The following is a 19,164-nucleotide window of genomic DNA, read 5'->3' on the forward strand; positions in this document are numbered from 1 at the left end:
AGATGGATGCCGACCGAGCCCGCTCCCGTACGGTGTCCGCCGCGCGCGACAAGACGATGACGCCTGACGAGGTGGCCGCCCGGCTGCGCAGTGGCATGACGATCGGCATCGGCGGCTGGGGCTCACGGCGCAAACCGATGGCTCTGGTGCGGGCGTTGCTCCGCTCCTCCGTCACCGATCTGACGGTGATCTCCTACGGCGGCCCGGACGTCGGGCTGCTCGCCGCCGCCGGCCGGATCTCCCGCTTGGTCACGGCGTTCGTGACGCTCGACTCGATCCCGCTGGAGCCGCACTACCGGGCGGCCCGGCAGCGCGGGGCGTTCGCGCTGACGGAGATCGACGAGGCGATGTTCCTGTGGGGGCTGCACGCGGCGGCGAACCGGCTGCCGTTCCTGCCGGTGCGGGCGGGGCTCGGCTCCGATGTGATGCGGGTCAACCCGGAGCTGCGGACGGTGACTTCACCGTACGAGGACGGCGAGGAGTTCGTCGCGATGCCGGCCCTGCGGATGGACGCGGCACTGGTCCACCTGAACCGGGCGGACCGGCTGGGCAACGGCCAGTACCTGGGCCCCGACCCGTACTTCGACGATCTGTTCTGCGAGGCGGCGGACGAGGCGTACGTCTCCTGCGAACGCCTGGTGGAGACCGTGGAGTTGACGAAGAGGTCCGTGGCGCCGCAGACCCTCCTCGTCCAACGGCACTCCGTCACCGGGGTGGCGGAGACACCGGGCGGCGCGCACTTCACCTCATGTGTTCCCGACCAGCCGCGCGACGAGCCGTTCCAGAAGGCGTACGCGGCCGCGGCGGCGGATCCGGCGGCCTGGGCCGAGTTCAGCGCGCGTTTCCTGCCTCCCGACGGCGACGAGAAGAGCTACCACCAGGCGGTCCGCACATGGCACGAGGAGCAGAGATGACCCCATCCGCCGTCAAGGACATCACCCGCGCCGAGTACTGCGTGATCGCCTGCGCGGAGGCCTGGCGCGGCGACGGTGAGATCCTGGCCAGCCCGATGGGCGCGGTCCCGTCCGTCGGCGCGCGGCTGGCCCGGCTGACCTTCGCACCCGAACTGCTGCTCACCGACGGCGAGGCGATGATCGTCGACGCGGACGGCGAGGTGGAAGGGTGGCTCCCGTACCGCAAGCACCTCACCCTGGTCACCGGCGGGCGGCGGCACGTGATGATGGGCGCGAGCCAGATCGACCGGTTCGGCAACCAGAACATCTCCTGCGTCGGCGACTGGGAACAGCCCACGCGTCAACTCCTGGGCGTACGCGGAGCACCGGTCAACACACTCAACAACCCGGTGAGTTACTGGATCCCCCGGCACTCGGCCCGGGTCTTCGTCGAGCGGGTCGACATGGTCTGCGGGGTCGGTCACGACCGGGCCGAGGCGGCGGGCCCTTCCGCCACGCGCTTCCACCGCATCCCTCAAGTCGTCAGCGATCTCGGGGTGTTCGACTTCGCGACCCCGGACCGTTCGATGCGGCTGGCCTCGGTCCACCCGGGCGTCACGGTGGACCAGGTCCGCGAAGCGACCGGCTTCGCCCTGACCGTACCCGCCGACGTCCCGTACACCCGCGACCCCTCCCCCGCCGAACTCGCCCTGATCCGCGAGGTCATCGACCCCTCGGGCACCCGGAACCGCGAGGTGCGGGCCTGATGCGCACGGCGCTCACGGAACTCACGGGGGTGCGGTACCCGATCGTGCAGACGGGGATGGGGTGGGTCTCCGGCCCCCGCCTGGTCACCGCGACCGCGCGGGCCGGGGCGCTCGGCATCCTGGCCTCCGCGACGATGACGCCGGACCAACTGCGTTCCGCCGTACGGGAGGTGAGGTCCCGGACGGACGCTCCGTTCGGGGTGAACCTGCGCGCCGACGCCGGGGACGCGCGGGAGCGGGTGCGGATCATCGTGGAGGAGGGCGTCCGGGTGGCGTCGTTCGCGCTGGCCCCGTCGAAGGAGCTGATCGCGGAGCTGAAGGACGCCGGCGTGGTGGTCGTCCCGTCGGTGGGGGCCCGGCGGCATGCGGAGAAGGTGGCGGCTTGGGGCGCGGACGCGGTGATCGTGCAGGGCGGCGAGGGCGGCGGCCACACGGGAAGCGTGGCGACGACGGTGCTGCTGCCACAGGTGGTCGACGCCGTGGACATCCCGGTGATCGCGGCGGGCGGGTTCCACGACGGGCGTGGGCTGGTGGCGGCGCTGGCGTACGGGGCGGTGGGCGTTGCGATGGGGACCAGGTTCCTGCTGACCTCGGACTCGACGGTGCCGGATGCGGTGAAGGCGCGGTATCTGGCGGCCGGGGTCAGGGACATCACGCTGACGACCGCCGTGGACGGGCTCCCGCACCGGATGCTTCGCACGGAGATGGTGGCGGAGTTGGAGGGTGCGGGACGGGTCCGCGCCCTGTCCCGCGCGGTGCGGCAGGCCGCCCGCTTCCGGCGGATCTCGGGCCTGAGCTGGCCGGGGATGGTGCGGGACGGTCTGGCACTGCGGCACGGCAAGGAGCTGGCCTGGAGCCAGGTTCTGATGGCGGCGAACACACCGATGCTGCTGAGGGCGGCGATGGTGGACGGCCGCGCGGATGCGGGCATCATGGCGTCTGGCCAGGTGGCGGCCCTGATCGAGGACCTGCCGAGCGTGGGGGTGCTGGTGGGGCGGGTGATGGCGGAGGCGGAGCGGACCCTCGCGGCCCTGGGCGCCACTTCGAGCCCGTCCGGCGCTTGAGGACACCACGTCGGTCCTGCGCCGGACGACCGGGGTCATCTCCAGCCCGTCCGGCGCTTGAGGACGGCTGGAAGTGGCCCCGGTCCTCAAGCGGCGCCGGACGACTGGGTGCGTGCCGGACGGCTTGAAATGCCGCTACGCGGCGCGACGCCCCCGCGTAGCCGCACCGGAGCGGCCCGCACCACGGGACTCGCCACCGGAGCGCGCCGCACCGCCGGAACGACCCGCGCCACCCCCCTGGGCACCGCCACCGGCGCCACCCGCACCGGAACCCCGCCGTCCCCGGCCCCGGCTCCCGGAGCGCACCGTGCCGCCGCCGGAGCCGGCCGAACCCGAACCGCCCGACCGCGTCCGCTGCTTCGGCGGCGTCGGCTGCGGGACCTCGACCACGATCGCGATCCCCGACGGCTCACGCGCCCCCGTGATGCGGGACAGCTCCTCGTCGCTGGAGGTGACCCGCGTGGTGCGCGGCGCGATGCCCGCGTCCTGCATCAGCCGGGTCATCTCCCGCTTCTCCTCGGGCAGCACCAGCGTGACGACACTGCCGGACTCCCCGGCGCGGGCCGTGCGGCCACCGCGGTGGAGGTAGTCCTTGTGGTCGGTCGGCGGGTCCACGTTGACGACGAGGTCGAGGTCGTCGACGTGGATGCCGCGGGCGGCGACGTTCGTCGCGACGAGCGCGGTGACCTGGCCGTTCTTGAACTGGTCGAGCGTCCGGTTGCGCTGCGGCTGGGAGCGGCCGCCGTGCAGGGCGGCAGCCCGTACACCGCTGGCGAGAAGCCGCTTGGCGAATCGGTCGGCGGCGCGCTTGGTGTCGACGAACATGATCACGCGGCCCTCGCGGGCGGCGATCTTCGTGGCGACGGCCTTCTTGTCCGTCTCGTCCAGGACGTGGAGGACGTGGTGCTCCATCGTGGTGACCGCACCGGCGGACGGGTCGACGGAGTGGACGACCGGGTCGGTGAGGAACATCTTGACGAGGCGGTCGATGTTCTTGTCCAGGGTCGCGGAGAACAGCATCCGCTGCCCGTCCGCCTCCACCTGCTTGAGCAGGGCGACGACCTGCGGCATGAAGCCCATGTCGGCCATCTGGTCGGCCTCGTCGAGGACGGTGATGGAGACCTGGTCCAGCCGGCAGTCGCCGCGCTCGATGAGGTCCTTGAGCCGGCCCGGAGTGGCGACGAGCACTTCGGCGCCGCGCCGCAGCGTGGCGGACTGCCGGGTGATCGACATGCCGCCGACGACGGTGGCGAGCCGCAGGTTCACGGCGGTGGCGTACGGGGTGAGCGCGTCGGTGACCTGCTGGGCCAGCTCACGGGTCGGGACGAGGACCATGGCCAGCGGGGCGCGCGGCTCGCTGCGGCGCCCGGCGGTGCGGGCGAGCAGGGCCAGGCCGAAGGCGAGGGTCTTGCCGGAGCCGGTGCGGCCACGGCCGAGGATGTCCCGGCCGGCCAGCGAGTTCGGCAGGGTCGCGCCCTGGATCGGGAACGGCTCGGTGACGCCCTGCGCGGCGAGGGTCTTCAGGAGCGCGGCCGGCATGTCGAGGTCGGCGAAGGCGTCGACGGAGGGCAGCGCGGGGGTCACCGTCTCCGGCAGCGCGAACTCGCCCTGCGGCGGGGTGGCGCGGCGACGGGCCGGGGCCTTGGAACGGGCGCCGCCACCCCGGTTGCCCGACGGTGCCTGAGCGCCGCCGCCACGGGCGGGGCGGGAGCGGGGGGTGCGGTCCTGGCGTTCGAAGCGGGTCATACGGAATTGCCCTCCTGGGGGATTCCTGGGCAACTACGGATTCGGATCACTGCCGATGTGCTTGTCCTACCGCTTGTCGTGCGCCCCCAGGATGCGCGCACAGAACGGGTTGTTGCTCGGACAGCACAAACCGGGGCCCGCACCTTCACGGTGCGGGCCCCGGTCAGCGAGGTACGCGTCGCGGCAATTAGGCCGGGACGATGTTCTCCGCCTGCGGGCCCTTCTGGCCCTGCGTGACGTCGAAGGAGACCTTCTGGCCCTCCTGGAGCTCACGGAAGCCCGAGGTGGCGATGTTGGAGTAGTGGGCGAAGACGTCGGCGCCGCCGCCGTCCTGCTCGATGAAGCCGAAGCCCTTTTCCGAGTTGAACCACTTCACGGTGCCGGTGGCCATGTCATTCTCCTAAAACAGGTGCAGTGCCGAGAACCCGCACTTTACGGATTCCAAGTCGCCGCATTGAGCCCCATCCGGAGAAAGCCGGAAAACAATAAAGCGCCTGAGGAAGCATTCCCGTCAGGCGCACATAAAGTTCATGGGTACCAAAACTGCAACGGGAACACCGTAGCACGTCCTCCCCGCCGGTGGTGGATCACGCCACGCCGCAGCGGGAGGAGACCGTCACAGGCGCTCGACGATGGTGACGTTGGCCTGGCCGCCGCCCTCGCACATGGTCTGGAGCCCGTACCGGCCGCCGGTGCGTTCCAGTTCGTGCAGGAGCGTGGTCATCAGCTTGGCGCCGGTCGCGCCGAGCGGATGGCCGAGCGCGATGGCCCCGCCGTTGACGTTGACGCGCTCCGGGTCCGCGCCGGTCTCCTTCAGCCAGGCGAGGACGACCGGCGCGAAGGCTTCGTTGATCTCGACGAGGTCGATGGCGTCGATGGTGAGGCCGGTCTTCTTCAGGGCGTACGCGGTGGCGGGGATCGGCGCGGAGAGCATGCGGATCGGGTCCTCGCCCCGTACGGAGAGGTGGTGGATCCGGGCGCGCGGGGTCAGGCCGTGTTCGGCGACGGCCCGCTCGGAGGCGATGAGCAGGGCTGCGGCCCCGTCGGAGACCTGCGAGGAGCAGGCAGCGGTGATCGTACCGCCGGGCAGGACGGGGCTGAGGGCGGCCATCTTGGCCAGGGTGGTGTCACGGCGCGGCCCCTCGTCCACGGTGACGTCCCCGTACGCCACGGTCTCGCGGGCGAAGCGGCCCTCGTCGATGGCGCGGACGGCCCGCCGGTGGGAGGTGAGCGCGAACTCCTCCATGTCCCGGCGGCTGATGTCCCACTTCTCCGCGATGAGCTGGGCGCCGTGGAACTGGTTGACGGGCGCGTCGCCGTACCGGGCGCGCCAGCCCTCGCTGCCCGCGTACGGGCCCTCGGTGAGGCCGAGGGGTTCGGCGGCCTGGCGGGAGGCGAAGGCGATGGGGATCTGGGTCATGTTCTGCGTGCCGCCCGCCACCACGAGGTCCTGGGTGCCGGAGAGGACGCCCTGGGCCGCGAAGTGGAGGGCCTGCTGGGAGGAGCCGCACTGCCGGTCGATGGTGACGCCCGGCACCTCTTCGGGGAGCCCGGCGGCCAGCCATGACGTACGCGCGATGTCGCCGGCCTGCGGTCCCACGGTGTCCAGGCAGCCGAAGACGACGTCCTCCACGGCCGCCGGGTCGACGCCCGAGCGCGCCATCAGCTCGCGCAGCACATGGGCGCCGAGGTCGGCGGGGTGGACGGCCCCGAGGCCTCCCTTGCGCCGTCCGACGGGTGTCCGTACCGCTTCGACGATGTAGGCCTCGGCCATGGCTGCTGCTCCTCGGTCATCGAGAGGGGGCTAGGTACGCAGGGCGATCCCGTCCAGCACCATCGACAGGTACTGGCGGGCGATCTCCTCGGGGCTGTGGTGTCCGCCGGGCCGGTACCAGGAGGCGGCGACCCAGACGGTGTCGCGGACGAAGCGGTAGGTGAGGCGGATGTCCAGGTCGTCGCGGAAGGCGCCTTCCGCGACGCCGCGCTCCAGCGTGGAGAGCCAGGCCTTCTCGAACCTCGTCTGCGAGTCGGTGAGGTAGGCGAAGCGCGGCTGGGTCGCGAGGTGCTTGGACTCCTTCTGGTAGATCGCGACGGCGGGGCGGTGCCGGTCGATCTCCCGGAAGGACTCGGTGACCAGTGCCTCGATGGTCTCGCGGGGGCCGAGTCCGGCCGCCAGGACGGCGTCGTACCCCTGCCAGAGCTCGTCCAGGAAGGCGGAGAGGATCTCGTCGATCATCGATTCCTTGGAATCGAAGTGGTAGTAGAGGCTGCCGGCGAGCATCCCCGCCTCGTCCGCGATGCGGCGGACGGTGGTGGCGTTGTATCCCTGGGCGGCGAAGACCTCGGCGGCGGTGGCGAGGAGTTCGCGGCGCCGTTCGGGGGTGGGGGTCACCTGGGGCTTCTTCTTGGTAGGCACCGGTCCATTGTCCGCCCGCCACCGCCGCGTTCACGCATGCTGGCTGCTGACGGCGACGACCTCACCGGTCATGTAGGACGAGTAGCCGCTGGCGAGGAAGACGATGACGTTGGCGATCTCCCAGGGCTCGGCGTACCGCCCGAAGGCCTCCTTCTCCGTCAGCTCCGCGAGCAGCTCGGCGGAGGTGACCTTGGCCAGGTGCGGGTGCAGGGCGAGGCTGGGGGCGACGGCGTTGACGCGTACGCCGTAGTCGGCGGCTTCGAGCGCGGCGCAGCGGGTGAGGGCCATGACACCGGCCTTGGCGGCGGCGTAGTGGGCCTGCCCGCGTTGGGCGCGCCAGCCGACGACGGAGGCGTTGTTGACGATCACGCCTCCGGTGCCGGCGGCCTTGAGGGAGCGCAGGGCCGCGCGGGTGCAGCGGAAGGTGCCGTTCAACGTGACGTCGAGGATCTTCGTCCACTGGTCGTCGGTCATCTCGGTGAGTTCGGCGGTGCCGCCGAGGCCCGCGTTGTTGACGACGATGTCCAGGCGGCCGTGGGCGGCTTCGGCGTGGGCGAAGAGGGCCTGCACCTGGCCCTCGTCGGTGACATCGCAGGTCAGAGCGGTGACACGGTCGGCGCCGAACTCCTCGGCGAGGGTGTGCGCGCTCTCCTTGAGCCGCCGGGCGTGGGCGTCGCTGATGACGATTCGCGCCCCCTCCTCCAGGAGGCGGCGGGCGGTGGCGCCGCCGATCCCGGCTCCGGCGGCGGCGGTGACGACGGCGGTGCGGCCGGTGAGCAGTCCGTGGCCCGGCAGGTAGTCCGGCGCGCCCATCGACCCCTCCCCCACTCCTCGACGGTGCTTGGACCGTACGTTAACCTACCAAACACTTGTTAGGGAACGGCCTCACGGAAGGCAGCCCCATGGATCTGGCGCAGACACCACGGACCGAGGCGCTGCGGGCCGAGGCGAGGGAATGGCTGCGCACTCATGTGCCCGCCCGGCCCCTCCCCTCCCTGGAGACGGCGGAGGGGTTCGCCGCGCACCGGGAGTGGGAGGCGGAGCTGTACGCGGGCGGGTGGTCGGCTCTCTCCTGGCCGGAGGAGTACGGGGGCCGGGACACCGACCTCTTCGGGTGGCTGGCGTTCGAGGAGGAGTACTGGGCGGCGGGCGCGCCGGGCCGGGTCTCCCAGAACGGGATCAGCCTCCTCGCCCCGACCCTCTTCGACCACGGCACCGCCGAGCAGCGGGCCCGGGTGCTGCCCCCGATTGCGGGCGGCGAGGTGATCTGGGCGCAGGCCTGGTCGGAGCCGGAGGCCGGGTCGGATCTGGCGGCGCTGCGGTCGCGTGCGGTGCGGACGGCGGGCGGCTGGCTGCTGTCGGGGCAGAAGACGTGGTCGTCGCGGGCGGCGTTCGCGGACCGGGCGTTCGGGATCTTCCGCACGGACCCGGCGGCGGCGAAGCCGCATCAGGGGCTCACGTACCTGATGTTCGGGCTGCGGGACCCCGGGGTCACGGTCCGGCCGATCGGGCGGCTGGACGGGAAGCCCGCGTTCGCCGAGATCTTCCTGGACGAGGTCTTCGTACCGGACGAGGACGTCATCGGTGAGCCGGGCCGGGGCTGGCACATCGCCATGGCGGCCACCGGCAACGAGCGCGGCCTCACCCTCCGCTCCCCCGGCCGCTTCCTGGCCGCCGCCGACCGGCTGACGGCCCTGTGGCGCGCGGCGGGCGACCCGGCGGACACAGCGGTGCGCGACCGGGTGGCGGACGCGGTGATCGGGGCGCGGGCGTACCGGCTGTTCACGGCCGCCTCCGCGTCCCGGTTCACGGCGGGCGCGGCGCTCGGCGCGGAGTCCAGCCTGAACAAGATCTTCTGGTCGGAGTACGACATCGCGCTGCACGAGACCGCGCTCGACCTGCTCGGCCCGGACGCGGAGGCGGCGGACGGGCCGTGGGCGGAGGGGTACGTCTTCGCGCTGGCGGGGCCGGTCTACGCCGGGACCAACGAGATCCAGCGCGACATCGTCGCCGAGCGGCTGCTCGGTCTGCCGAAGGGACGGCGGTGATGCGTTTTCTCCTCACCGACGAGCAGCGGGAGTTCGCGCGCTCGCTGGACGCGCTGCTGACGGCGTCCGATACGCCTGCGGTGGTACGGGCGTGGGCCGCCGGCGATCACGGGCCGGGGCTCGGTCTGTGGCGGCGGCTGGCGGAGGCGGGCGTGTTCGCGCTGGCGGTGCCGGAGGCGTACGGAGGTGTGGGCCCGCTCCCGGTGGAGACGGCCGTCGCCTTCGTGGAGCTGGGCCGCCACGGGGTGCCGGGGCCGGTGGTGGAGAGCGTGGCGGCGGCGGTGCTGCTGGGCGCGGTGGGCGGTCCGGCGGCCGGGGAGTGGCTGCCGGGGATCGCGGACGGTACGGCGGTGGCATCGCTGGCCCTGGGGGCGTACGGGCCGTACGCCCTGGACGCCGATGTGGCGGAGGCGGTGTTCGTGGTGGCCGGGGACGAGCTGCGGCTGGCGCGGGGCCCCGGAAGGCCCACGTCCTCCATGGACCCGGCGCGGCGGCTCTTCCGGCCGGAGGCGGGCGGCGAGGCGGCGGCCTCCGGGGCCCGGGTGCGCGAGGCGGCGACGGCGGCGGGCACCTGGGCCACCTTCGCGACGGCGGCCCAGGCGCTCGGCTGCGGGGAGGCGCTGCTGCGGGCGACGGTGGCGTACGCCAAGCAGCGCACCCAGTTCGGTGTGCCCATCGGCTCCTTCCAGGCCGTCAAACACCGCCTCGCGGACACCCTGCTCGGCCTGGAGTTCGCACGCCCGCTGCTGTACGGGGCGGCGGTGGAGCTGGCCGAGGGCGCGCCCGGGGCCGGGGCTGCGGTGGCGGCGGCGAAGGTGGCGGCGGGCGAGGCGGCGTACGCGGCGGCCCGCACCGCGCTGCACCTGCACGGCGCGGTGGGGTACACCGAGGAGCTGGACCTGGCGTGGTGGCTGCGCCGGGCCCGGCCGCTGCGGGACGCGTGGGGGACGCCGTCGGCGTGCCGGGCACGGGTGCTGGCGGGGTGAGGACCTCTCAGGTCCCGCCGAGCGGCGTCACTTCCGGCCCTGACGGAGTGAAGGCCTCTCAGGTCCCGAGCGGCGTCACTTCCGGCGTGCCGTGCGCAGCGGCTGTCCGGGCCGCCAGGACTCGATGACCAGGAAGTCGCCGTCCAGCCCGATGCGGACCGCCTCCGTCAGCTCGGCCCGGAAGAGGTGGAAGGGCTCCGGCGGCGTGGCGTCCTCGACGAAGCGGGCGAGGTACTCGGGGTCGGTGATCTCGACGACCCGGCCGCTGACGCGTACGTCGCCGTCGTTCATCTCGGCGTCGGGCCCCGGGTTGGCGTGGAGGGAGAAGCGCGGGTCGCGGCGCAGGTCCAAGGCCTTGCGGGAGTCCGGCATCATGCCGAGCAGCAGCTCGTCGAAGCGGAAGTCGGCCTCCAGGCCGGTGGCGCGGGGTGAGCCGTCCGCGCGGACGGTGGCGAGGACGTGGTGCTTGTAGAGCTGGAAGCGCCGGCGCACGGTGTCGGCGAAGACGGGCTCGGCGGCGGCGAAGCCGCTCCAGGAGAGGGGTGCGGAAGACGTCATGGCCGCCATGGAACACCCGATACCCGACACCTTCTGTCCGGTATCACCGACCGGCCCCGGCCGCTCACACGTCCGAGAACGTGATGACCACCGCCTGGCCCATCGTCCGCAGCACCCCGGGCGAGCCGCCCTCGGCGAGCACCGCGTCGTAGCGGTCGAGCCGGACACCGGTCCCGTCGAGCACGGCACCGTCGTCCAGCGAGAGGGCCAGCACCGCGCCGCCCGGCGGGGCCATGAGGCGTACGGTGCCGCAGACGACGGCGGTCTCCGCCCGCGTACGCCCCCTGCGGTACATGACGTTCAGGTTGACCACGGGTCCGGCCAGCAGGAAGCCGTCGGTCGGCCGGTCGCCGGCGAAGTCGTGCGGCCACAGCGGCTCGTCGACGATGTGGTGCTCGCCGCCGACGACGAGGTCCATGCCCGCGCCTTCGACGACGGTCAGCGTGCGGTCGACGTCCGGGAAGAGCGAGAACGGCCCGTCGGCGGTGACGTCGGCGAGGCTCACCCGCCAGTCGAACGCGTCGGCTCCCGCGGGCGCGGCCGCCACCTCGCGGGTGAGGCCGCCGCCGTTCTTCCACGGGACGGGCGTACGGTCGGCAGCGCGCAGGATCCGCGTATTCATCGGACGATCCCCTGGGCCTCGGCGGCGGCCAGCCAGGACGGGAACTCCGCGACCAGCCGGTCGTACAGCTCGGCGTCCGAGACCTTCCGCGGATCGAGCCCGGCGTGGAAGTACCCGGCGTTGTCGACGACCCGCTTGGCGGGAACAGCCAGTTCGTCGAGCTTGCGCAGGAAGTCGAACTGGGTGCTGCGGGTGTCGCCGAAGCCGACGAACTGCCAGAACAGCGGCAGCTTCGCGGCCTTGCAGAGGTAGCGCTCGGCGGCGAGCTTGCTGGTGGGCCCGCCGTCCGTCTGGAAGACGACCAGGGCGGGTTCGGTGGAGCCGCTGTCGAGGTAGTGGTCGATGACCGCGTCCATGGCGGCGTGGTAGTTCGTCCGGCCCATGTGCCCGAGGTTCGCCACGATCTTGTCGATGATCCCGTGGTGGCCGCTCAGCCCGGCCTCTCCGAACCCGTCGATGTCCGTGGAGAAGAAGACGACGGGCACCCGGCCGTCGTCGTCGAGGTGGGCCGAGAGCCCCAGCACCCGGTCGGCCAGCGCCTGGACGGTGCCGTCCTTGTAGTAGTCCCGCATCGAGCCGGAGTAGTCGAGGACCAGGTAGACGGCCGCGCGCCGGCCGTTCAGTCCGTGCTTCTCCAGCGAGACGCCGGCGCTCTTGTAGAGGCTGACGAGGCCGGGAGCCGTCTCCCGTACCTTCTCCAGGCTGATGGCCGGGCCGGTGGCGGCCGCCGTGTTCACGCCGTGCATGGCGCCCCCCTTGTGCGGTCCGTTGTGCGGTCCGTGCTCTGCGGACCTAGAGCATAGGGGTGCCCCGGCACCGGAGTCCCCCGTACCGGTTCGCTATCTTGATCGCCGCCGACCCGCGCCGGCCCCGCAGCGCACTCCCAGTGAAGGAGCCGGTCATGGAGGCCGCCGCCACCACGTGTTACCGCCATCCGTCGTACGAGACGTATGTCCGCTGCACCCGCTGCGAGCGCACCATCTGCCCGGACTGCATGCACGAGGCCTCGGTGGGCTACCACTGCGCCGAGTGCGTGAAGGAGGGCCGGAGCTCGGTGCGGCAGGCCCGGACGGTGTTCGGCGGTGCGGTGACCGGGGCGGCGGCGCCGGTGGTGACGTACGTCCTGATGGCGCTGAACATCCTGGCCTACCTCGGTGAGGTGGTGCGGCCGGAGATCGTGGACCGGTTCGCGGTGCTCGGCGCCGCGCTGACCGGGCCGGACGGGGAGCGGTACTACTACCGGGGCGAGACGTTCGCCGGGTACGAGCTGACGGGCATCGCGGGCGGCGAGTGGTACCGGCTGGTGACCGGGGCCTTTCTGCACCTGCCGCCGGATGCCTCGTTCGGGGTGATGCACCTGCTGTTCAACATGTTCGCGCTGTGGAACATCGGGCGGGTGGTGGAGGGGCAGCTCGGCCGGGCCCGCTATCTGGCGCTGTACCTGCTGTCGGCGGTCGGCGGTTCCGTCGTGGTGTACCTGCTGGCCCCGGACACCTCCACCGTGGGCGCCTCCGGTGCGGTCTTCGGTCTTGCCGCCGCGTTCTGGGTGATCAACCGGCGGCTCGGCCGGGACATGGCGGCGGTGAACCGGTTCATGGCCGGGTTCCTGCTCTGGATGGTGCTCTCGGCGCTGTTCACCTCGTGGCAGGGGCACCTGGGCGGGCTGCTGACCGGGGCGCTGGTGACGTACGGACTCGCCTACGCGCCGGCGCGGCTGCGGACCTGGCCGGTGCAGCTCGCGGGTGCGGTGGTGCTGGTGGGGCTGTTCGCGGTGGCGGTGGCGCTGAAGACCTCGGCACTGACCGGCTGAGCCCGCCGGGCCGAACCGGCCCCGGACGCGCCACGGCGCCCACTGAGTCCGGTCGGGGACGGGCGGGCGCCGCGTTCAGTTCCGTACGCCGTTGTACGGGACGTTTCTGTGGGGCTCCCCCGGGCCGCGTGGCCCAGGGGGAACCCGGGTGGTGCTCAGACCAGCAGGGACCGGTCCGTCGGGCGGATCGGCGCGTGCAGGGCGCTGGTCCCGGTCAGGAAGCGGTCCACTCCGCGGGCGGCGGAGCGGCCCTCGGCGATCGCCCAGACGATCAGCGACTGGCCGCGGCCCGCGTCACCGGCGACGTAGACGCCGTCGACGTTGGTCGCGTAGTGCTCGTCGCGGGCGACGTTGCCCCGTGCGTCGAGCTCCAGGCCGAACTGCTGGACCAGACCGTTGGACTGGTCGGTTCCGGTGAAGCCCATGGCGAGGGTGACAAGCTGCGCGGGGATGCGCCGCTCCGTGCCGGGCTTCTGCTCCAGCTTACCGTCCTTGAACTCGACCTCGACCAGGTGGAGGGCCGCGACGTTTCCGTCCTCGTCGCCCTCGAAGTGGGTGGTGGAGACGGAGTAGACCCGCTCGCCGCCCTCCTCGTGCGCGGAGGTGACCTTGTAGAGCATCGGGAAGGTCGGCCAGGGCTGGTTGGCGTTCCGGTCCTCGCCCGGCTTCGGCATGATCTCCAGCTGGGTGACGGAGGCCGCGCCCTGGCGGTGGGCGGTGCCGACGCAGTCGGCTCCGGTGTCGCCGCCGCCGATGACGACGACGTGCTTGCCGCCGGCGTGGATCGGGGCGACCGTCAGGTCACCCTCCTGCACCTTGTTGGCGAGCGGCAGGTACTCCATCGCGAAGTGGATGCCGCCCAGCTCACGGCCGGGGACCGGCAGGTCGCGGGAGACGGTGGCACCGGCCGCGATGACGACCGAGTCGTAGCGGCGGCGGAGCTTCGCGGCGTCGATGTCCTGGCCGATCTCCACCCCCGTACGGAACTTGGTGCCCTCCAGGCGCATCTGCTCGATGCGGCGGTTGATGTGCGACTTCTCCATCTTGAACTCGGGGATACCGTAGCGGAGGAGGCCCCCGATGCGGTCCGCGCGCTCGTAGACGACGACGGTGTGGCCGGCCCGGGTCAGCTGCTGGGCGGCGGCGAGTCCCGCCGGGCCCGAGCCGATGACGGCGACGGTCTTGCCGGAGAGGCGCTCGGGCGGCTGCGGGGTGACGTCGCCGCTGTCCCACGCCTTGTCGATGATGGAGACCTCGACGTTCTTGATGGTGACGGCCGGCTGGTTGATGCCGAGCACGCACGCCGACTCGCAGGGGGCCGGGCAGAGCCGCCCGGTGAACTCCGGGAAGTTGTTCGTGGCGTGCAGCCGCTCGGAGGCGGCGGTCCAGTCCCCGCGGTAGGCGTAGTCGTTCCACTCGGGGATGAGGTTGCCCAGCGGACAGCCGTTGTGGCAGAACGGGATGCCGCAGTCCATGCAGCGGCCGGCCTGCTTGCTGATGATCGGGAGCAGCGAGCCCGGAACGTAGACCTCGTTCCAGTCCTTGACGCGCTCGGCCACGGGGCGGGTCTGGGCGACCTCGCGTCCGGTGGTCAGGAAGCCCTTGGGGTCAGCCATTGGTCGCCGCCTCCATCATCTTCTCGGTGGTCTCCTGCTCGGAGAGACCGGCGAGCTCAGCGGCGTCCTTGGCGGCGAGCACTGCCTTGTACGTGGACGGGATGATCTTGCTGAAGCGGGCCACGGCGGTGTCCCACTCGGCGAGGAGCTTCTCCGCGACGGTGGAGCCGGTCTCCTCGTGGTGGCGGCGCACGACGTCGTGCAGCCACTGCCGGTCGGTGTCGGTGAGCTCCTCGATCGCGCCGAGGTTGCCCACATTGACGTTGTCGCGGTCCAGGTCGATGACGTACGCGACGCCGCCCGACATACCGGCGGCGAAGTTGCGGCCGGTCTCGCCGAGGACGACGGCGTGGCCGCCGGTCATGTACTCGCAGCCGTGGTCGCCGACGCCTTCGGAGACGACGGTCGCGCCGGAGTTGCGGACGCAGAAGCGTTCGCCGGTGCGGCCGCGGAGGAAGAGTTCGCCGCCGGTGGCTCCGTAGCCGATGGTGTTGCCGGCGATGGTGGAGTACTCGGCGAGGTGGTCGGCGCCCCGGTCCGGGCGGACGATCACCCGGCCGCCGGAGAGGCCCTTGCCGACGTAGTCGTTGGCGTCGCCCTCCAGGCGCAGGGTGACCCCGCGCGGGAGGAAGGCGCCGAAGGACTGGCCGGCGGAGCCGGTGAAGGTGATGTCGATGGTGTTCTCGGGCAGGCCCGCACCGCCGAACTTCTTGGTCACCTCGTGGCCGAGCATGGTGCCGACCGTGCGGTTGATGTTGCGGATGGCGACCTGGGCGCGGACCGGCTGGGCGGCCTCGGGGCTGTCGGCGCCGAGCGCGTCGGCGGCCAGCTTGATCAGCTGGTTGTCGAGCGCCTTGGTCAGACCGTGGTCCTGCTCGACGATCCGGTGGCGGACCGCGCCGTCGGGCAGCTCGGGCACGTGGAAGAGCGGAGCCAGGTCCAGGCCCTGCGCCTTCCAGTGGGTGACGGCCCGGTCGGTGTCGAGCAGCTCGGCGTGGCCGACGGCCTCCTCGATGGTGCGGAAGCCCAGCTCGGCGAGGATCTCGCGGACCTCTTCGGCGATGAACTCGAAGAAGTTGACGACGTACTCGGCCTTGCCGGAGAACCGGTCGCGGAGCACCGGGTTCTGGGTGGCGATGCCGACCGGGCAGGTGTCCAGGTGGCAGACGCGCATCATGACGCAGCCGGAGACGACGAGCGGCGCGGTCGCGAAACCGAACTCCTCGGCGCCGAGCAGCGCGGCGATGACGACGTCGCGGCCGGTCTTGAGCTGGCCGTCGGTCTGCACGACGATGCGGTCGCGCAGGCCGTTGAGCAGCAGCGTCTGCTGGGTCTCGGCGAGGCCGAGCTCCCAGGGTCCGCCCGCGTGCTTGAGCGAGGTGAGCGGGGAGGCGCCCGTTCCGCCGTCGTGGCCGGAGATGAGGACGACGTCCGCGTGCGCCTTGGAGACACCGGCGGCGACCGTGCCGACGCCGACCTCGGAGACCAGCTTCACGTGGATGCGGGCCACGGGGTTGGCGTTCTTCAGGTCGTGGATCAGCTGCGCGAGGTCTTCGATGGAGTAGATGTCGTGGTGCGGCGGCGGCGAGATGAGGCCGACGCCCGGCGTCGAGTGACGCGTCTTGGCGACCCACGGGTAGACCTTGTGGCCGGGCAGCTGGCCGCCCTCGCCGGGCTTGGCGCCCTGGGCCATCTTGATCTGGATGTCGTCCGCGTTGACCAGGTATTCGCTGGTCACACCGAAGCGGCCGGAGGCGACCTGCTTGATGGAGGAGCGGCGCGCCGGGTCGTACAGGCGGTCCGGGTCCTCGCCGCCCTCGCCCGTGTTGGACTTGCCGCCGAGCTGGTTCATCGCGATGGCGAGCGTCTCGTGCGCCTCGCGGGAGATCGAGCCGTACGACATGGCACCGGTGGAGAACCGCTTGACGATCTCGGAGGCGGGCTCGACCTCGTCGATCGAGATCGGGGCCCGGCCGGAGGTGAAGCCGAAGAGGCCGCGGAGCGTCATGAGGCGCTCGGACTGCTCGTTCACCCGGTCCGTGTACTGCTTGAAGATGTCGTAGCGCCGGTTGCGGGTGGCGTGCTGGAGGCGGAAGACCGTCTCCGGGTCGAACAGGTGCGGCTCGCCCTCGCGGCGCCACTGGTACTCGCCGCCGATCTCCAGCGCGCGGTGCGAGGCCGCGATGCCGGAGGCGGGGTACGCCTTGGTGTGCCGGGCGGCGACCTCCTTGGCGACGACGTCCAGGCCGGCGCCGCCGATCTTGGTAGCGGTGCCGTTGAAGTACGTCCCGACGAACTCCTCGTCCAGGCCGACGGCCTCGAAGACCTGGGCGCCGCGGTAGGAGGCGACCGTGGAGATGCCCATCTTGGACATGACCTTGAGGACGCCCTTGCCGAGCGCGTAGATCAGGTTCCGGATGGCCTGCTCGACGTCGATGTCCTCGATGAACGTGCCGGCGCGGACCAGGTCCTCGACGGACTCCATCGCGAGGTACGGGTTGACCGCGGCGGCGCCGTAACCGATGAGCAGCGCGACGTGGTGGACCTCGCGGACGTCCCCGGCCTCGACCAGCAGCCCCACCTGGGTGCGCTGCTTGGTGCGGATGAGGTGGTGGTGGACGGCGGAGGTGAGCAGCAGCGAGGGGATCGGGGCGTGCTCGGCGTCGGAGTGCCGGTCGGAGAGGACGATGAGGCGGGCGCCGTCCTCTATGGCGGCGTCGACCTCGGTGCAGATCTCCTCGAGCCGCGCGGCCAGCGCGTCGCCGCCGCCGCTGACCCGGTAGAGACCGGCCAGCGTGGCGGCCTTCATGCCCGGCATGTCGCCGTCGGCGTTGATGTGTATCAGCTTGGCGAGCTCGTCGTTGTCGATCACCGGGAACGGCAGCGTGACGCTGCGGGCCGCGGCGGCGGTCGGCTCCAGGATGTTGCCCTGGGGGCCGAGCGAGGAGCGCAGCGAGGTGACGAGCTCCTCGCGGATGGCGTCCAGCGGCGGGTTGGTGACCTGGGCGAAGAGCTGGGTGAAGTAGTCGAAGAGGAGCCGGGGGCGCTCGGAGAGCGCGGCGATCGGCGAGTCGGTGCCCATGGAGCCGAGCGGCTCACCGGCGGTGCGGGCCATCGGCGCGAGGATGACGCGGAGCTCTTCCTCGGTGTAGCCGAAGGTCTGCTGGCGGCGGGTGACCGAGGCGTGGGTGTGCACGATGTGCTCACGCTCGGGCAGGTCGCTCAGCTCGATCTCGCCGGTCTCCAGCCACTCCTGGTACGGCTGCTCGGCGGCGAGGGACGCCTTGATCTCGTCGTCCTCGATGATGCGGTGCTCGGCGGTGTCGACGAGGAACATCCGGCCGGGCTGGAGGCGGCCCTTGCGGACGACCTTGGCCGGGTCGATGTCCAGGACGCCGACCTCGGAGGAGAGCACGACGAGACCGTCGTCGGTGACCCAGTAGCGGCCGGGGCGCAGACCGTTGCGGTCGAGGACCGCGCCGACCTGGACGCCGTCGGTGAAGGTGACGCAGGCCGGGCCGTCCCAGGGCTCCATCATCGCGGAGTGGTACTGGTAGAAGGCGCGCCGGGCCGGGTCCATCGAGTCGTGGTTCTCCCACGCCTCGGGGACCATCATCAGCACCGCGTGCGGCAGGGAGCGGCCGCCGAGGTGGAGCAGCTCCAGGACCTCGTCGAAGGAGGCCGAGTCGGAGGCGTCCGGGGTGCAGACGGGGAAGATCCGGTCGAGCTGCGCCTGCCCGAAGAGGGAGGAGGCGAGCTGGGACTCGCGGGCCTTCATCCAGTTGCGGTTGCCCTTGACCGTGTTGATCTCGCCGTTGTGAGCGACGAAGCGGTACGGGTGGGCCAGCGGCCAGCTCGGGAAGGTGTTGGTCGAGAAGCGGGAGTGGACCAGCGCGACCGTGGAGGCGAAGCGGCGGTCGGAGAGGTCCGGGAAGAACGGCTCCAGCTGCCCGGTGGTGAGCATGCCCTTGTAGACGATGGTGCGGGCGGAGAGCGAGGGGAAGTACACCCCGGCCTCACGCTCGGCACGCTTGCGCAGGACGAACGCCTTGCGGTCCAGGACGATGCCGGTGGACTCGCCGTCGGCGACGAAGACCTGGCGGAACTCGGGCATGGTGGCGCGGGCGCCGTTGCCGAGAAGTGCGGGGGTGACCGGGACGTCACGCCAGCCGAGGACGGTGAGGCCCTCTTGGGTGGCGATCTCCTCGATCGTGCGGACGGCCTCGGTGGAGCTGTCGGCGGGGAGGAAGGCGATACCGACGGCGTACGAACCCGCCTCGGGCAGCTCGAACGGGGTCTCGGCGCGCAGGAAGGCGTCGGGGACCTGGCACAGGATGCCGGCACCGTCGCCGGAGTCGGGCTCGGAGCCGGTGGCGCCGCGGTGTTCGAGGTTGCGCAGAACGGTCAGCGCCTGCTCGACCAGCTCATGGCTGGCCACACCGGTCAGAGTGGCCACGAACCCGACGCCACAGGCGTCGTGCTCGTTACGGGGGTCGTACATCCCCTGCTGGGCGGGGCGACCGTCCATGGGCGACCAGGCGTCGATACGCATCGGCTCTCCCGTCGTCGTCGTGGCATATGCAGTGCCGAGGGACGACGTTGGCCCTCTGCGAAATTTCGTGCAGGTTACATGATGGG

General features: G+C 71.8%; 16 protein-coding genes. 6 read left to right on the forward strand and 10 right to left on the reverse strand.

Annotation, left to right across the window (positions count from 1 at the left end):
- The first annotated feature begins 2 nt into the window (after positions 1-2).
- From ACQP09_RS06555 to ACQP09_RS06565, 3 genes are read left to right on the forward strand one after another with little or no spacing between them, the layout of a single operon-like run.
- Positions 3-914, forward strand: coding sequence for a CoA transferase subunit A (locus ACQP09_RS06555; protein WP_433396680.1), 912 nt, complete (start codon positions 3-5; stop codon positions 912-914).
- Positions 911-1,660 (forward strand): CoA-transferase subunit beta, encoded by a 750-nt coding sequence (locus ACQP09_RS06560; RefSeq protein WP_433396682.1) that lies wholly within the window; start codon positions 911-913, stop codon positions 1,658-1,660. The genes ACQP09_RS06555 and ACQP09_RS06560 overlap by 4 nt, the downstream gene beginning before the upstream one ends.
- On the forward strand, positions 1,660-2,724 hold the full coding sequence (locus ACQP09_RS06565; protein ID WP_433396684.1) for an NAD(P)H-dependent flavin oxidoreductase: 1,065 nt from the start codon (positions 1,660-1,662) through the stop codon (positions 2,722-2,724). Before ACQP09_RS06560 ends, ACQP09_RS06565 begins: the two co-directional genes overlap by 1 nt.
- Before the next feature lie 135 nt (positions 2,725-2,859).
- Here the strand turns inward: ACQP09_RS06565 and ACQP09_RS06570 are convergent, their stop codons facing one another.
- The 5 genes from ACQP09_RS06570 to ACQP09_RS06590 all read right to left on the reverse strand — a co-directional run bounded on the left by ACQP09_RS06570 (position 2,860) and on the right by ACQP09_RS06590 (position 7,699).
- Positions 2,860-4,470: a DEAD/DEAH box helicase gene (locus tag ACQP09_RS06570; protein ID WP_433396686.1), complete on the reverse strand. Its 1,611-nt coding sequence runs from the start codon at positions 4,468-4,470 to the stop codon at positions 2,860-2,862.
- Between the two features lie 187 nt (positions 4,471-4,657).
- A complete protein-coding gene (locus tag ACQP09_RS06575; protein WP_003969786.1) occupies positions 4,658-4,861 on the reverse strand; it encodes a cold-shock protein in 204 nt (67 codons plus the stop codon).
- Positions 4,862-5,086: 225 nt separating this feature from the next.
- Positions 5,087-6,244: an acetyl-CoA C-acetyltransferase gene (locus tag ACQP09_RS06580; protein ID WP_433396688.1), complete on the reverse strand. Its 1,158-nt coding sequence runs from the start codon at positions 6,242-6,244 to the stop codon at positions 5,087-5,089.
- 30 nt (positions 6,245-6,274) lie between these two features.
- A complete protein-coding gene (locus ACQP09_RS06585; RefSeq protein ID WP_433396690.1) occupies positions 6,275-6,886 on the reverse strand; it encodes a TetR/AcrR family transcriptional regulator in 612 nt (203 codons plus the stop codon).
- Positions 6,887-6,916: 30 nt separating this feature from the next.
- The gene (locus tag ACQP09_RS06590) at positions 6,917-7,699 is read right to left on the reverse strand and encodes an SDR family oxidoreductase (protein WP_433396692.1); all 783 of its coding nucleotides are present in this window, start codon (positions 7,697-7,699) and stop codon (positions 6,917-6,919) included.
- An 89-nt stretch (positions 7,700-7,788) separates the two neighbouring features.
- Here ACQP09_RS06590 and ACQP09_RS06595 point away from each other — a divergent pair, with 89 nt between their 5' ends.
- Entirely contained in the window at positions 7,789-8,934 is a 1,146-nt protein-coding gene (locus ACQP09_RS06595) for an acyl-CoA dehydrogenase family protein (RefSeq protein ID WP_433396694.1), read from the forward strand.
- Complete coding sequence (locus tag ACQP09_RS06600) at positions 8,934-9,920, forward strand: acyl-CoA dehydrogenase family protein (protein WP_433396696.1); 987 nt, start codon at positions 8,934-8,936, stop codon at positions 9,918-9,920. The genes ACQP09_RS06595 and ACQP09_RS06600 overlap by 1 nt, the downstream gene beginning before the upstream one ends.
- A 75-nt stretch (positions 9,921-9,995) precedes the next feature.
- On the opposite strand, the gene ACQP09_RS06605 is transcribed toward ACQP09_RS06600, so the two are convergent.
- The 3 genes from ACQP09_RS06605 to ACQP09_RS06615 are packed head-to-tail and all read right to left on the reverse strand — an operon-like array spanning position 9,996 to position 11,846.
- Entirely contained in the window at positions 9,996-10,487 is a 492-nt protein-coding gene (locus ACQP09_RS06605) for a pyridoxamine 5'-phosphate oxidase family protein (protein ID WP_433396698.1), read from the reverse strand.
- A 55-nt stretch (positions 10,488-10,542) separates the two neighbouring features.
- Complete coding sequence (locus tag ACQP09_RS06610; protein ID WP_433396700.1) at positions 10,543-11,100, reverse strand: HutD/Ves family protein; 558 nt, start codon at positions 11,098-11,100, stop codon at positions 10,543-10,545.
- Positions 11,097-11,846 (reverse strand): vWA domain-containing protein, encoded by a 750-nt coding sequence (locus ACQP09_RS06615; RefSeq protein ID WP_433396702.1) that lies wholly within the window; start codon positions 11,844-11,846, stop codon positions 11,097-11,099. Before ACQP09_RS06615 ends, ACQP09_RS06610 begins: the two co-directional genes overlap by 4 nt.
- A 155-nt stretch (positions 11,847-12,001) precedes the next feature.
- On the opposite strand from ACQP09_RS06615, the gene ACQP09_RS06620 reads away from it, so the two are divergent.
- Positions 12,002-12,910 carry a rhomboid family intramembrane serine protease gene (locus ACQP09_RS06620; RefSeq protein WP_433396704.1) on the forward strand — a complete coding sequence of 303 codons (909 nt, stop codon included), beginning with the start codon at positions 12,002-12,004 and terminating at the stop codon, positions 12,908-12,910.
- A 155-nt stretch (positions 12,911-13,065) separates the two neighbouring features.
- Here ACQP09_RS06620 and ACQP09_RS06625 read toward each other — a convergent pair whose 3' ends face one another.
- Positions 13,066-14,526, reverse strand: coding sequence for a glutamate synthase subunit beta (locus ACQP09_RS06625; RefSeq protein WP_433396706.1), 1,461 nt, complete (start codon positions 14,524-14,526; stop codon positions 13,066-13,068).
- Positions 14,519-19,078 carry a glutamate synthase large subunit gene (gene gltB, locus ACQP09_RS06630; RefSeq protein WP_433396708.1) on the reverse strand — a complete coding sequence of 1,520 codons (4,560 nt, stop codon included), beginning with the start codon at positions 19,076-19,078 and terminating at the stop codon, positions 14,519-14,521. Before gltB ends, ACQP09_RS06625 begins: the two co-directional genes overlap by 8 nt.
- Positions 19,079-19,164 lie beyond the last annotated feature (86 nt).

The organism is Streptomyces sp. CA-146814 (assembly GCF_050942385.1).
Taxonomy (GTDB): Bacteria; Actinomycetota; Actinomycetes; order Streptomycetales; family Streptomycetaceae; genus Streptomyces.

Excerpts from the sequence above, each read along its gene's own strand:
- ACQP09_RS06580 (WP_433396688.1), bottom strand. The coding sequence starts at position 6,244 with ATGGCCGAGGCCTACATCGTCGAAGCGGTACGGACACCCGTCGGACGG.
- ACQP09_RS06570 (WP_433396686.1), bottom strand. The coding sequence starts at position 4,470 with ATGACCCGCTTCGAACGCCAGGACCGCACCCCCCGCTCCCGCCCCGCC.
- ACQP09_RS06560 (WP_433396682.1), top strand. The coding sequence starts at position 911 with ATGACCCCATCCGCCGTCAAGGACATCACCCGCGCCGAGTACTGCGTG.
- ACQP09_RS06625 (WP_433396706.1), bottom strand. The coding sequence starts at position 14,526 with ATGGCTGACCCCAAGGGCTTCCTGACCACCGGACGCGAGGTCGCCCAG.
- ACQP09_RS06565 (WP_433396684.1), top strand. The coding sequence starts at position 1,660 with ATGCGCACGGCGCTCACGGAACTCACGGGGGTGCGGTACCCGATCGTG.
- ACQP09_RS06595 (WP_433396694.1), top strand. The coding sequence starts at position 7,789 with ATGGATCTGGCGCAGACACCACGGACCGAGGCGCTGCGGGCCGAGGCG.
- ACQP09_RS06590 (WP_433396692.1), bottom strand. The coding sequence starts at position 7,699 with ATGGGCGCGCCGGACTACCTGCCGGGCCACGGACTGCTCACCGGCCGC.
- ACQP09_RS06600 (WP_433396696.1), top strand. The coding sequence starts at position 8,934 with ATGCGTTTTCTCCTCACCGACGAGCAGCGGGAGTTCGCGCGCTCGCTG.
- ACQP09_RS06610 (WP_433396700.1), bottom strand. The coding sequence starts at position 11,100 with ATGAATACGCGGATCCTGCGCGCTGCCGACCGTACGCCCGTCCCGTGG.
- ACQP09_RS06555 (WP_433396680.1), top strand. The coding sequence starts at position 3 with ATGGATGCCGACCGAGCCCGCTCCCGTACGGTGTCCGCCGCGCGCGAC.
- gltB (WP_433396708.1), bottom strand. The coding sequence starts at position 19,078 with ATGCGTATCGACGCCTGGTCGCCCATGGACGGTCGCCCCGCCCAGCAG.
- ACQP09_RS06605 (WP_433396698.1), bottom strand. The coding sequence starts at position 10,487 with ATGGCGGCCATGACGTCTTCCGCACCCCTCTCCTGGAGCGGCTTCGCC.
- ACQP09_RS06620 (WP_433396704.1), top strand. The coding sequence starts at position 12,002 with ATGGAGGCCGCCGCCACCACGTGTTACCGCCATCCGTCGTACGAGACG.
- ACQP09_RS06575 (WP_003969786.1), bottom strand. The coding sequence starts at position 4,861 with ATGGCCACCGGCACCGTGAAGTGGTTCAACTCGGAAAAGGGCTTCGGC.
- ACQP09_RS06615 (WP_433396702.1), bottom strand. The coding sequence starts at position 11,846 with ATGCACGGCGTGAACACGGCGGCCGCCACCGGCCCGGCCATCAGCCTG.